14 protein-coding genes are annotated in these 14171 nt (G+C 39.1%); all 14 read right to left on the bottom strand.

What is annotated here, in order from left to right; all coding sequences use genetic code 11:
* Positions 1-211: 211 nt before the first annotated feature.
* The gene (spoIVB, locus tag AC1DRF_RS05340) at positions 212-1492 is read right to left on the bottom strand and encodes a SpoIVB peptidase (RefSeq protein ID WP_016765539.1); all 1281 of its coding nucleotides are present in this window, start codon (positions 1490-1492) and stop codon (positions 212-214) included.
* A gap of 182 nt (positions 1493-1674) precedes the next feature.
* Positions 1675-3402 carry a DNA repair protein RecN gene (gene recN, locus AC1DRF_RS05335; RefSeq protein WP_028410663.1) on the bottom strand — a complete coding sequence of 576 codons (1728 nt, stop codon included), beginning with the start codon at positions 3400-3402 and terminating at the stop codon, positions 1675-1677.
* Between the two features lie 16 nt (positions 3403-3418).
* Positions 3419-3868 (bottom strand): transcriptional regulator AhrC/ArgR, encoded by a 450-nt coding sequence (ahrC, locus tag AC1DRF_RS05330; RefSeq protein ID WP_013059136.1) that lies wholly within the window; start codon positions 3866-3868, stop codon positions 3419-3421.
* Between the two features lie 161 nt (positions 3869-4029).
* Entirely contained in the window at positions 4030-4857 is an 828-nt protein-coding gene (locus AC1DRF_RS05325) for a TlyA family RNA methyltransferase (protein ID WP_013084988.1), read from the bottom strand.
* A complete protein-coding gene (gene dxs, locus AC1DRF_RS05320; RefSeq protein ID WP_427075287.1) occupies positions 4854-6755 on the bottom strand; it encodes a 1-deoxy-D-xylulose-5-phosphate synthase in 1902 nt (633 codons plus the stop codon). Before dxs ends, AC1DRF_RS05325 begins: the two co-directional genes overlap by 4 nt.
* A 320-nt stretch (positions 6756-7075) precedes the next feature.
* Positions 7076-7972 (bottom strand): polyprenyl synthetase family protein, encoded by an 897-nt coding sequence (locus AC1DRF_RS05315; protein WP_013059139.1) that lies wholly within the window; start codon positions 7970-7972, stop codon positions 7076-7078.
* Entirely contained in the window at positions 7972-8205 is a 234-nt protein-coding gene (locus tag AC1DRF_RS05310) for an exodeoxyribonuclease VII small subunit (RefSeq protein ID WP_013059140.1), read from the bottom strand. Before AC1DRF_RS05310 ends, AC1DRF_RS05315 begins: the two co-directional genes overlap by 1 nt.
* Positions 8206-8208: 3 nt before the next feature.
* Entirely contained in the window at positions 8209-9549 is a 1341-nt protein-coding gene (gene xseA, locus AC1DRF_RS05305) for an exodeoxyribonuclease VII large subunit (RefSeq protein WP_162214963.1), read from the bottom strand.
* Between the two features lie 84 nt (positions 9550-9633).
* The gene (nusB, locus tag AC1DRF_RS05300; RefSeq protein WP_013059142.1) at positions 9634-10026 is read right to left on the bottom strand and encodes a transcription antitermination factor NusB; all 393 of its coding nucleotides are present in this window, start codon (positions 10024-10026) and stop codon (positions 9634-9636) included.
* Between the two features lie 221 nt (positions 10027-10247).
* Complete coding sequence (locus AC1DRF_RS05295) at positions 10248-10649, bottom strand: Asp23/Gls24 family envelope stress response protein (RefSeq protein WP_013059143.1); 402 nt, start codon at positions 10647-10649, stop codon at positions 10248-10250.
* A gap of 29 nt (positions 10650-10678) precedes the next feature.
* Entirely contained in the window at positions 10679-12031 is a 1353-nt protein-coding gene (gene accC, locus AC1DRF_RS05290) for an acetyl-CoA carboxylase biotin carboxylase subunit (protein ID WP_013084993.1), read from the bottom strand.
* Between the two features lie 12 nt (positions 12032-12043).
* The gene (gene accB / locus AC1DRF_RS05285) at positions 12044-12550 is read right to left on the bottom strand and encodes an acetyl-CoA carboxylase biotin carboxyl carrier protein (RefSeq protein ID WP_427075288.1); all 507 of its coding nucleotides are present in this window, start codon (positions 12548-12550) and stop codon (positions 12044-12046) included.
* Between the two features lie 352 nt (positions 12551-12902).
* Positions 12903-13553: a SpoIIIAH-like family protein gene (locus AC1DRF_RS05280; RefSeq protein WP_272801048.1), complete on the bottom strand. Its 651-nt coding sequence runs from the start codon at positions 13551-13553 to the stop codon at positions 12903-12905.
* Between the two features lie 7 nt (positions 13554-13560).
* A partial coding sequence (gene spoIIIAG, locus AC1DRF_RS05275; protein WP_477740403.1) for a stage III sporulation protein AG occupies positions 13561-14171 on the bottom strand: 611 nt, incomplete at its 5' end.

Genomic DNA, 14171 nt, shown 5'->3' with positions numbered 1-14171 from the left:
GTCCTTTATGTTATACGTCGTTTCCTACGTGTCTCTATTCTTTATTCTAAAGGACAAATTCGACAATGCAACATTATTTCCTTTATTTTTTTAGAAAAAAGTCTTTTAAATGGAATTTATTCGATTTTCTCTTATTTTCTTTGTTTTTCGACGTTTTTCTCTTACATTTACGACAATAATTTTTATCAAAAAAAGCGAACTAATGACAACATTAGCTCGCTTTTTTTCGATTATTTTTATAAATATCGATTCCTGCTTCGTTAAGCATCCATTCAATATGGACACCGTAACCCGAGGTAGGATCATTTACAAAAACATGGGTAACTGCTCCAACGACTTTACCGTTTTGAATAATCGGGCTCCCGCTCATTCCTTGAACAATTCCACCTGTTTTCTTTAGCAATTTAGGATCTGTAATTTTAATAACCATTCCTTTAGTAGCCGGAAACTTTTGAGGTATAGTACTCATAATTTCAATATCAAATTCTTCTACTTGATCATCATCTACTACCGTTAGAATTTTAGCCGGTCCTTCTTTTACTTGATGAGATAGGGCAATTGGCATTGCTTTATCCATTATTCCATTTTCCATCGTTGAAGACAATTTTCCAAAAATACCAAAAGGACTATTTCGTGTAATATTTCCAATGATTTGTCTATCTTCAGAAAACCTTGCTAGCTTTTCGCCGGGAACGCCGTTAGAACCTTTTTCAATTGATGTAACGGTCGAACGGACAATTTGTCCATCTTCTACTACGATTGGCTTTTTTGTATCCATATCCGAAATAACATGACCTAAAGCGCCGTATTTTTTAGATTTTGGATCATAAAAAGTCATTGTGCCAATTCCTGCAGCTGAATCACGGATATATAAACCGATTCTGTAAGCATAATCTTGCTTATCTTTTAACGGATATAGCTTAGTGTCAAACTGCTTTTTTTCTCTTAAAATATGCAGATTTAATGGTTCACCCGTTTTTCCTGCCTGCTGAATAAACGGTGTAATATCACTCATTTTTTCAATGGTTTTACCATTAATCTTCGTAATCATATCTCCAACTTGAATACCCGCAATTTCGCCAGGAGATCTTTTACCTTTTGCTGTATCTACTTGATGATAGCCTACAACAAGAACACCTTTTGAATTTAATTTCACACCGATTGATTGTCCACCTGGAATGACTTTAAAATCAGATAATACCTGCACGTCTACACGCTTTACAGGAATACCGGCCAAATGAAGCATCAACTCTTCTTTGCCTACTTGTTTGCCTGCTACGGTCAGCTTCGCCTTGTTACTTGTTACATCGTAAACAGGTGATGAAGCTTCTACGCTAAGCGGTAATGTCGTATTAATTTTTTCTTTTTGCTGTTCAAATAAGACGATTTGTTTTGGAATGTGTATATATTGTTGCACAACTGGAATAAATCCTACAAAAATGAACGAAACAAGGAGAATCGCACCAATTATATGTCTGTATCGATTTTGCATGTTTTCACTCTCCTCGCTTCCTCGCCTAAATGGCTACACATTTAATTTAGCCTTCTTAGAGCGCATTTATAACAGAAGTTCAGAGAAAAATGAAAAGAAGTGCAAGGAAACATTTTCAGTTCCTCCATTTTGTATAAAAAAACACCTTTAACACATACTGTTACGTGTTAAAAGGTGTTTTTTTAAATGGTGTGCTTCATCTTATCCGCTAAATCTAAAAGCTCTTTGGCATGTTCCTTCGTTAAGCTTGTAATTTCAGCTCCTGCAATCATTCGACCAATTTCTTTTACTTTTTCATCAACAGTTAACGGAAGAACAGACGTCGTTGTACGATCACCTTTTATCTCTTTAGCAATAAAGAGATGAGTATCTGCCATCGCTGCTACCTGAGGCAGATGAGATATACAGAGAACTTGTGAATCAACAGAAATAGCATGTATTTTTTCACCGATCGATTGAGCTACTCTTCCACTTACGCCTGTATCAACTTCGTCAAAGATAATGGACGTCACGCCTTGATGCTTAGAGAAGATGCTTTTTAACGCCAGCATAATTCTTGACAGTTCTCCTCCTGATGCTACTTTTGCAAGAGGCTTTAAAGGTTCACCAGGATTGGTAGAAATATAAAATTCTACGTTGTCAATACCGTCTTTGGTGAATTTTATTCTTTCTCCATTTACTTCAACGTCATTTTTACCTGCATTTACAACAGAGAATTTAATTTGAAATACGGTCTTAGCCATATACAGTTCTTGAAGCTCATGATGGATACTGTCCGTTAACTCCTGAGCAAGTTTTTTTCGAATAGCTGAAACGTTATTAGCTTCTACTAATAAATCCTGTGCTACACTGTTTAACTCTTCTTTGATCTTGCTCACATGCGTATCTCGATTTTCAATACGATCAATTTCATCTTCAATTTGCGCTGCATATTCTAGAATTTCATCTACACTTTGACCGTATTTACGCTTTAAGTGATTAATTTCATTTAAACGCGCTTCAATAAAGTCTAAGCGTTTGGGATCAAATTCTAATAAATCAAGCTGCTGACGAATTTTATAAGATGCGTCTTCTAGCTGATAGAAGCTCGATGAAATGATCTCAGAAATTTCGGCATAGTTTTTTTCCAGTGACGAAATATCCTCCGTATGATTCATTGCTACACCGACCCAATCTAAACCTTGGTGTTCACCGTGCAGGGCATTGTACGCATCGTTTAGCGACGTATAGATCTTTTCAAAGTTAGAAATCTTCAAACGCTCTTCATTTAGTTCCTCGTCTTCGTTCAGCTGCAAATTTGCCGCTTTGATTTCATCTAATTGAAATTGAATAAGATCGAGGCGATGTGCCATCTGCTGTTCATTTTCAGTTAATTGATCAAGCTGCTTTTTTAGCGATGTATACCTAGAAAATACCTCTCGATACTCCGTCAAAGCCTCTTCTACTTTTTCTCCTCCATATTGATCAAGAAGAGTTAAGTGACGATCTTGATTCATTAAATCTTGGTGCTCGTGCTGTCCATGTATATCAATTAACGTCTGTCCAACTTCACGTAGGATAGCTAACGTTACGAGCTTACCGTTGATGCGGCAAATACTTTTCCCATTTGTAGTGATATCTCGGCGAAGCACAATCATTCCATCTTCCACTTCCAAACCGACTTGTTTGGCTTTTTCGTGACTCGGATGCTGTTCTTCATCAAATAAGAAAAGTCCTTCAATTTCGGCTCTGTCTGTTCCGTGGCGTACAAACTCCGAAGAGCCTCTTCCACCTACTAACAATGAAATGGCATCAATAATAATCGATTTCCCCGCTCCTGTTTCGCCTGTTAATACCGTTAAGCCTTTTTCAAATGAAACAGAAAGTTCATCAATAATCGCAAAGTTTTTAATGGATAATTCAGCTAACAACCTGCTTCACTCACCTTTATAACATTTCTAAGAATCGGTCTGATATAATTTGCGTATCTTCAGGAGTACGGCAAATAATCAAACATGTATCGTCTCCACAAATTGTTCCTAATATTTCATCCCAATCCAAATGATCAATTAATGCGCCAATCGCATTTGCATTTCCCGGTAATGTTTTCATCACCAACATATGCCCCGCTGAATCAATTTTTACAAATGCGTCCATAAGAGAGCGCTTTAACTTTTGTAAGGGATTAAAACGCTGATCTGCAGGCAAGCTGTATTTGTATCGACCGTCCATCAAAGGCACTTTGACTAAGTGCAGTTCTTTAATATCACGAGAGATTGTTGCCTGTGTTACATTAAAACCTTGGTTTTTTAAAATATCTACCAATTCATCCTGTGTTTCAATATCATTATTCGTGATAATATCACGAATTTTAATATGTCTTTGCCCTTTATTCATGTTGGCACCTCACATTAATATGTAATCTTCTTTTTGTTTTGTTGTTTATAAGTCTTTCACTAATTAAGTATCATAATGTGTTCAACTTGATTATGCACCTTTTGTATAAAGAGTCATAATCAAATCGCCAATGCTAAGTCTTTGCTTAACATTGGCCATTATTACTTTTTCTCTTTTAACGTCTTATGTGCTTCTTCGACTACTTCGCTCACAGTAAGCGGAGCTTGATTTTCACCAAGTTCACGCTCGCCTTTCCAGCGCAGGTGGAGAAGAAATTCGATATTTCCATCTCCTCCCGTTATCGGTGAATACGACATGTTATATACATCGTATCCTTGACGAAGGGAGAAATCCACCATGCCTTGAAGAACTTCTTCATGCACTTTTGAATCACGCACGATTCCTTTTTTCCCAACTTGCTCTCTTCCAGCCTCAAACTGTGGCTTAACGAGCGCAACAACATCGCTGTGTGGAACAAGAAGTGTTTTTAACACAGGAAGAATGAGTCTTAAGGAAATAAATGATACATCAATAGAAGCGAATTCAGGCAAGCCTCTTGATAAATCAGCTGGCGTCACATAACGGAAATTTGTTCGTTCCATTACTTCTACTCGTTCATCTTGACGAAGCTTCCAAGCTAGCTGATTATAGCCTACGTCTAGCGCATAGGACATCTTCGCTCCATTTTGAAGCGCACAATCGGTAAAGCCTCCAGTAGAAGAACCAATATCAATCATGATTTTATCCGCTACATGGACATTAAATTCTTTAATCGCTTTTTCAAGCTTAAAGCCGCCTCTGCTGACGTAAGGCATCACTGCACCTTTAATTGTCAGCGGCGTATCGCGTTCAATTTTCTCTCCCGGCTTATCCAAACGGACTTCATTCGCATAAACGAGTCCTGCCATCACTGTACGCTTTGCTTTTTCTCTTGTTTCAATCAAACCTCGTTCTACTAATAATACATCTACTCGTTCTTTTTTTGTCACTTAACTTCAAGCCTCTTTTGTGTTGGTGTTACGAGTTTTTTAACTCGATTTATAATCTCTTCTTTGGTTAAACCAATTTCTTCTAAAAGTTTTGTTACGCTGCCGTGCTCGATAAAGCGATCTGGAATCCCCATACGTTCAACGCGCGTATCATAATAGCCGTGCTCTGATGCAAACTCTAACACCGCGCTTCCAAAACCGCCTTGAAGTACCGCTTCTTCTACCGTAATCACAGGCTTACTAGTTTGGAAAATCTCATGAAGTATTTTTTCATCCAACGGTTTAATAAAACGAGCATTTACCACTTTGACGCTGATTCCTTGCTTCTCAAGTTCTGCTGCTGCATCCATCGCCATTGAAATCGTTGTACCAAACGTTAAAATGGTTGTATCTGAACCTTCTTTTAATACGTCCCATGTACCGATCGGAATGTTTTTCAATTCTGAATCTAGTTCAACACCTAATCCGTTTCCTCTAGCATAGCGCATAGCAATCGGACCTTCTTCATAAGTCAAAGCAGTGTGAACCATGTGCTGGCCTTCATTCTCATCTTTTGGCATCATAATAACAAGGTTAGGCAAATGACGTAAGAATGCAATATCAAACACGCCTTGATGCGTTTCACCATCAGCACCTACTAGCCCAGCGCGATCAATCCCAATAAATACATTTAGCTTCTGACGGCAAATATCATGAACCACTTGATCGTATGCACGCTGTAAAAACGTAGAATAAATAGCTAAAAAGGGCTTCATATTTTGAGTTGCAAGACCTGCTGCCATTGTTGTTGCATGCTGCTCTGCAATCCCAACATCAAACATGCGATGCGGAAACTCTTTTTGAAATGCTTCGAGTTTTGAACCCACAGGCATTGCTGGTGTTACGGCTACAATGCGATCATCTTCCCTAGCCATCTTCAATACCGTATCACTTACTAGTTTACTCCAAGCAATCGGAACATTTTTGTCTTTAATAAAGTCACCGGATTCAATTTTGTAAGGGCCTGTACCATGCCATGCTCCGCTTTTATCGCTTTCCGCCGGCAAGTAGCCTTTCCCTTTTTTCGTAATAACGTGAATCAGCACGGGACCTTTTGTTTTCTTTGCATATTGTAACGTTTCCAATAAATCATCATAGCTATGGCCATCAACTGGGCCTAAATACGTAAAGCCAAGGTCTTCAAAGAACATGCCTGACACGACCATATACTTTAGACCATCTTTTACACGTTCTGCCGTTGCCGCAAGCTTACCGCCTACTGCAGGCACTTTTTTCAGCAAGACTTCAAGCTCATCTTTTACCCAGTTGTATTTGCCTGCCGTGCGCAAACGTCCTAGAATACTGTGTACAGCTCCCACGTTAGGAGCGATAGACATTTCATTGTCATTTAAAATAACGGTCATATCCGTTTGCTCGTGCCCGATGTGGTTAAGCGCTTCAAGAGCCATACCACCTGTTAAAGCTCCGTCACCAATGATGGGAACAATATGAGCTTTTGTTTTTTGCAAATCTCTTGCAGCAGCCATTCCCATTGCGGCTGAAAGAGATGTAGAACTATGTCCCGTTTCCCATACATCATGTTCACTTTCGTCACGCTTTGGAAAACCGCATAATCCTTTATATTGACGGATTGTATCAAACTCTCCCGCTCGTCCTGTTAAAATTTTATGGACATACGACTGATGCCCCACGTCCCATAAAAATTTATCTTTTGGGCTGTCAAATACTTTATGGAGTGCAAGCGTTAACTCAACAACCCCCAAATTCGGCCCTATATGACCGCCAGTTGCAGAAAGCTTTGTAATTAAAAAACGACGAATCTCTTCACTTAGTTCTTCTAATTGTGTTACTGACATTTTCTTTAAAAACTCAGGATTTTTTATCGTTGTAAGATCCAAGGTGGATCACTCACTTTCGTACTTGTTATAAAGTTACCTTAATACATTGTCTATTGTTTTATACGTATAGTCAATTTTTAGTATTTCCTTATTACTTACAATACCTTTGATATTCTATCAGTAAACCAGCGATATTCAAAGGAAAACAGTGAAAAAATAGCCGCTAACACAAATGTGATAACGGCCACCAAGATATTGTATATGTCTTTCAAACCTATGCACTACGCTTTTATACAGTAGTAAAATCATTATAGCATAGCCCCTATTGGGACTCAATCTTATTTTACTGTATCACTCAAAAAACCTGACAGAGATCGTCATTAACTATCACGTTTTGCTATATATAAACAAATTTCTTCTAGTAATCCGTGCTTAATTTGAGCTTGACGTAACGAGAGAAGTGCTTGTTCAACATGATACTGTAACTTTTCTTTGGCCGCTTCCATACCTAATAAAGAAGGATATGTCGTTTTTTCATTTTCTGTATCACTGCCAATTGGCTTTCCTAATTTTTCTTCAGACCCTTCCACATCCAAGATATCATCTTGAATTTGAAACGCTAACCCTACATGCTTACTGAATTCTTCTAATAATTCTTGCTGTAAAGGCGTAGCTTTTGCAAGAATAGCTCCTGCTTTTACACAAAACCCTAGCAGCTTCCCCGTTTTGTGAAGGTGAATATATTCAAGCTCATCTAGCGTGAGCTGCTTTTTTTCGCCTTCCATATCCGCAACCTGTCCGCTGATCATACCTTCTGTTCCGCTTGCTTTTACCAGTTCTGTAATGAGCTGAAGCTTCATATGTGATGTAATCTCAGGATGTGCCGCTTCAGAAATGAGCTGAAAGCTATTTGTTAAAAGAGCATCTCCAGCTAATATAGCGGTTGCTTCGCCGTACACCTTGTGATTCGTTGGTTTACCTCTTCTTAAGTCGTCATCATCCATGCTAGGTAAATCATCGTGAATGAGAGAATATGTATGAATCATTTCCACTGCACATGCTGTTTCTAATCCCATGCTCTCGTCTTTTCCAAACGCATGTAGCGTGGCAAACAACAGCACTGGGCGAAGTCGCTTTCCTCCTGCCGTAAGCGAGTAAAGCATGGATTCCTTTAAGTTAACCGGAGCATGTAATGCTTTTACCACTTCAGGCAAGCGTGTTTCTACTCGATCTTTTGTAAAAGAAATATACTCTTTTAAATTCATTTCATTCACCATTACTCTTCCTCCTGCACCGAGAATGGCTCAAGCGTTCCGTCTTCACGTAAAATAGTTTCCATTTGCTTTTCAATATGCTGAAGACGATCGTGACAGAATTTTGAAAGAGTCATTCCTTCTTGGAATTGTTGAATTGCTTCTTCTAAAGGCACGTCGCCTTCTTCTAGCTTGTTTACGATGGTTTCTAACTGCTCCATCGCCTCTTCAAACGTATACTCTTTATTTGTCGCCATTTTTCATCGCTCCTCTATTTTCGAAACTTCACACTGCAACTGTCCATCGGTCAAACGAACGTTTACCATATCGCCTTTGGATACTTGTTTGGTTGATTTAATTAACTCTTTTTCTTTATCGTATACTAAGCTGTAGCCTCTTTCCATTGTTTTTAATGGACTAAGCGTATGTAATTTTGACGTTGCCGTTGCAAATAAAAGCTGTTTTTGCTTTAGCAGCTGCTGCATCTCTTTTGTCAGCATTTTCGTCAGCTGCTGTTGACGCTCCGCTGCTTTCATTAACTGATGCTCGGGGTGATTGCGCAACAAAGCGGCTGTTAGCTGCTCGTAGTTCGTCCGTTTATCTTCAATGTACCTTCTGCCTTCACGATAAAAACGCTCCATCAACTGATCTAACTGCTGCTCTTTTTGCTCGACCAACTTTTGAGGATAACGAAAAGCATATGATTTCTGGGATCGTTCAAGCCTGCGGCTACTAGACTGAAGCATTTCTTTCATCGAACGAAGAAGACGGATATTTCGCTGAGTCAATCTTTCTGTAATTTCACTGATATGAGGCACAGCCAATTCCGCAGCACCCGTTGGAGTAGGAGCGCGAAGATCTGCTACAAAATCTGCAATTGTAAAATCGGTTTCATGTCCAACCGCTGAAATAACAGGAATAGTAGAAGTGAAAATTGCACGAGCAACGCTTTCTTCGTTAAAAGCCCAAAGCTCTTCAATTGACCCACCACCGCGGCCAACAATCAATACGTCTGCTTCTTTACGACGGTTTGCTTCTTCAATTGCCTTAATGATAGACGGTGCCGCATTCACTCCTTGAACAAGAGCGGGCATAACAATAATGTTCGCGTTATATCTGCGCTTTAATGTCGTAATAATATCACGTACGGCTGCTCCAGTTGGAGATGTAATAACACCTATTGTTGTTGGATACTTCGGCAGTTTTCGTTTCCTAGCAGGATCAAATAAGCCTTCTTTTTCCAGCTTTTTTTTCAGCTGTTCGTAGGCCAAGTATAAGTTTCCAACGCCATCAGGCTGCATTTCTTTTACGTACATTTGATAATTTCCGCTTGGTTCATAAACCGAAATTTCAGCTCGAATGAGTACATTCATTCCTTCTTCAGGCTGAAAATTAAGCTGCCGGTTATGCCCAGCAAACATAACGGCTGCGATACGAGCATTTTGATCTTTCAAGGTGAAATACATATGTCCCCGACTATGACGTTTAAAGTTAGAAATTTCTCCTTTAATCCATACATCTTGCATGTGAGGGTCTACATCAAACTTGCGCTTAATGTATCGTGTAAGAGCCGTAACGGTTAGATAACGCACTTCACTCATCGTTTTGCCTCCTTTGCAGTCACCCTCTCCCCTTTGTATAAAGGAGAGAAGCATTTTGGTCACTTGATTTGGCAAGATGAACCTTTATTTAGATAAAGTTGTTAACACTTTAGACAATACGCCATTGATAAACTTGCTTGATTGATCATCGCCAAACGTTTTCGCTAATTCAATCGCTTCATTTAACGTAACGCTCGTAGGAATTTCTTCTTCATACTTCATTTCGTATACGGCAATACGTAGGATAACGCGGTCTACAGTAGCTACACGATCTAACGTCCATTTTTCTAAATGATTGCGTAAAAGTTCATCAATTTCTTGCTGATGTTCAACCACACCTAGCACGAGACTTTCTAAAAATTGATCAGACTTTTCATTTTGTACAACATTTCCGATTGCCTCCATTGGCTCGGTCTGCCCTAAATCATGCTGAAATAGTGCTTGTAATGCTTTTTGGCGTGCTGTATGTCTTTTCATTATTTTTGCTCCTTTATTTATCTTCTTCAACTAGTATACCTAGATAATAGCATAGTTTATGATACGATACTTCATTGTTCTTAGACGAAGTTTGTAGAACACGAAAAAGACCGTCTTTATGACGAGACAGTCTTTTTCACTTTACCATAGCTTGTGTTGAAAAGGAACAAGTAATCATACGTTATTCCATTTTAGCAACAGCCGTTAGGTCAACGTTTGTTTTATTCAACTTCTTCAATATCAGTTTTTTGCGTATCAAACTGAATCCCTACGATATGAATGTTTACTTCATCGAGATCAATAGCTGTCATATTTTTAAGGGCTTGACGAATGTTATCTTGTACTTGTTGCGCTACGTTTGGAATAGACACTCCAAACTTCATCATACAAAATACGTCTACTTTTATCCCGTTTTCTGTTAAGTCCACTTTTACACCTTTACCGTGGTTTTTCTTTCCTAGTTTCTCCACAACGCCAGCTGCAAAATTTCCTCTCATTGCAGAAACGCCTTCTACTTCAGAAGCAGCAATACCCGCAATGACTTCAATAACCTCAGGAGCAATTTCTACTTTGCCAAGAGAATTTGGGTGTTCTTCCATTTCTAATACATGATTTTCATTCATGTACAGCACCTCCTATAGTTTATATTATACTAAGAATTCATTACGTCATATAGCTCAAGAAACTTCGTGTTGAATTCACCGCTAACAAATTTTTCATGATTTAATAGTTTTTGGTGAAAAGGAATAGTGGTTGCAACGCCGTCGATAACAAATTCATCTAACGCCCGCTTCATTCGTTCAATAGCTTCCTCACGAGTTGGCGCATGAACAATCAATTTAGCCACCATTGAATCATAGTAAGGCGGGATTGCATAGCCCGGGTATGCAGCAGAGTCTACGCGCACTCCGTAGCCACCTGGCGGCAAGTACATTTGAATCGTACCTGGTGATGGCATAAAGTTTTTCTCTGGGTTTTCCGCGTTGATTCGGCACTCAATTGCCCATCCGTTAAATGTCACTTCTTCTTGCGTAAACGGTAAAGTTTCACCATTTGCCACTTTGATTTGTTCTTTAATTAAGTCAACTCCTGTCACCATCTCTGTAACAGGGTGTTCTACTTGGATACGCGTATTCATTTCCATGAAGTAAAATTTGTTTTCACGGTAATCATAAATGAATTCCACTGTTCCGGCTCCTGTGTAATTAACGGCTTGAGCAGCTTTAACAGCAGCGTCGCCCATTAATTCACGCGTTTTTTCGTCTAACGCTGGAGAAGGAGTTTCTTCAATTAATTTTTGAAGACGGCGTTGAATCGAGCAATCACGCTCTCCTAAATGTACAGTATTCCCATGAGAATCAGCCAACACTTGGATCTCAACGTGACGGAAATCCTCAATGAACTTTTCAATGTACACACCAGGGTTACCGAAAGCTGTAGCAGCTTCTTGCTGTGTAATTGTAATACCTTTAATAAGCTCTTGTTCATTTTTCGCAACGCGGATTCCTTTTCCTCCGCCTCCTGCCGTTGCTTTAATAATAACAGGATAGCCAATATCATTAGCGATTGACATACCGTCTTCCACTGACTCTACAATTCCAGTTGAACCAGGAACAATTGGAACACCCGCTTCACGCATCGTTTCTCTCGCTACGTCTTTTGTTCCCATTTTGTTAATGGCTTCAGGACTTGGTCCTACAAATGTAACGTTACACTCTCTGCATAGCTCTGCAAAATCAGCGTTTTCAGCTAAAAAGCCGTATCCAGGGTGAATAGCGTCACAGCCCGTTAGCATCGCAACACTCATAATGTTTGTAAAGTTTAAATAGCTGTCTTTAGATGACGTTGGTCCAATACAATACGCTTCGTCTGCTAATTGTACATGCAAAGAATCGCGATCAGCTTGAGAATGAACAGCTACTGATTCTACACCTAACTCTTTACACGCTCGAATAATTCGAACCGCAATTTCTCCTCGATTCGCAATTAATAGCTTTTTAATCATATTTACCGCTCCTTATTCAGGCTTTACTAAGAAAAGAGGTTGACCGTATTCTACAAGTTGTCCACTTTCAACTAATACGTCAACGATTTCACCTTTAACTTCTGCTTCGATTTCATTAAATAATTTCATTGCTTCTACGATACATACAACCGAATCTTTTTGTACTTTATCTCCAGGAGTCACGTATACATCTGATTCTGGCGATGATGACGCATAGAAAGTCCCTACCATCGGAGATGTAATTTTATGTAAGCTTTCATCAACCGCTGGGGCCGCTTGTTCTTCTTTTGGTTGAGTAGACTGTGCTGCTGGGGCTGGCGCTGGAGCCGCTGCTGCCTGCGGTGCAGGTACTGCCGCTTGTTCAGGTGCCGAAACCACTACTTGCTGTGCTTGTTTGGAAACAATTGCGTCTTTTTTCTTCATCTTGATTTTGGAGCCTTCGTGCTCATAGGTGAACTCCTCGATTGATGATTGATCAACTAGTTTAATGATCTCACGGATCTCTTGAATTTTTAACATATTGAACACTCCTACCTCATGAAAATAGAATTCTCTACAATGTTAATAATACGACAGATGGCTACAGCCATTCAATTCGTTTGGCAAACATTAAAAAGAAGTTCCACTTACTCTATAATAACTTTTTAGCGTTATCGTTTTATAAATGGAAACATAGCTTTACAGATGACAACACTTATGAAAACGTTTGTCACCTAGTACTAATATAAGATTATGAAACCTATTATAACCGAAGTAAAAAAAGAAAGCCATGTTAAAATTTTTACCGTCTCGCTTAGATTTTAGTCATTTCATAAAAAAAGAAGTGTAAACAACCCCAATTTACGGCTGTTTCACACTTCTTTTATTCCCTTTATTTAGTTGGTTGAAACTCTACCGCTACTTCTTTTGGACCCATTTCTTTTTTGACTAGCTGAATGATTTGATTTGCTTTTGTTTTTGAGTGTTTTTCTGTCTTAACCGTAATTTGCACTTGCTTTCCGTCTGCTCTTACTAGCGCGTCACTGTATCCTTTTGCTTTAATTAATGTTTCCAGCGTGGCTTCTTTTTCCCCAAGCTTTGATAATTCATCAATTTTATCCATCGCCTTGCTTACTTCCGCAGGCGTCACATTTTTTGATGCAGCTACTTCTTGATACTCTTCTTTTAATTGACTTCTTTCATCATTTAATTCCAAACGAAGAGCCGTAAATAGCTCGTCGCTATCTGTGCTTGATACAACCGCTGATTCTTTTGCATTTTTAGCTGTTTCCTTCTTTACATTTCCTGCTGAACCTTCAGTTTTTGAATCTTCTTTTGTTCCTGATTTCTCATCTGTCTGTTGTTTTGTATCTTCTGCAGGAGCCTTGTCATCAGCCTGCTTTTCGCTCTGTTTTTCATTGTCTACTAGCGCAACATTACTCTGAGGATTTTCTGGCGTTGTCATATAATACACCGATAACACAACAACTAAACTTAACATTGTTAATAACCAAACCGTTTGCTTTTTTAATAACATATTCATTTCCCCCTCATCCTTTTTTCGCTAATACTGCTACTCTATGACTTGGTATATCGAGCGCTCTTGTCACGGCTTCAATAATAGATTTCTTTACCTCGATATTATCAGCTCCTTTAGCGACAACTAACACGCCTCTTACTTTTGGCTTTTCGGTTTTAACTACAACAGGCTTTTCTTGTTCTCCACTTCTTACAATGACCAGCTGTTCGTCTGTTGAGGAATCTTCAACTTTACGAGTCCCTCCTTCACGGTCTGTTTCGTTGGTCGTTTGCGATTTTGTGACGCTGTTTTTTTCATATATTTTGGATTCTGTTGCATCTAGGTTCACAATTACTTTTACCTTACTTACGCCTCTAACTTGATCCAAAATATCTTTCAATTCTTCCTCATACCGCTCTTCATAGCCTGTCATTGTTGTTGTCTTTTTAGAGCTAAAAGCGGGAACATCCTGTGATACCGGTGGTGCGCTGGTTTCTTTGCTTGCACTCTTTAGTAATCCGCCTGAATTCATAGATGTTGTGAGTGAGTTGCTAAATACCATAAAGATAACGCCTGCAGCTAGTAAAATGCCTATATACATTAACTTTGAAGGTTTCTTCGTAGTTGATGACTGTTTAAGTG

The organism is Priestia sp. P5_B4 (assembly GCF_056400385.1).
This window is presented reverse-complemented; position numbering and strand designations above follow the sequence as displayed.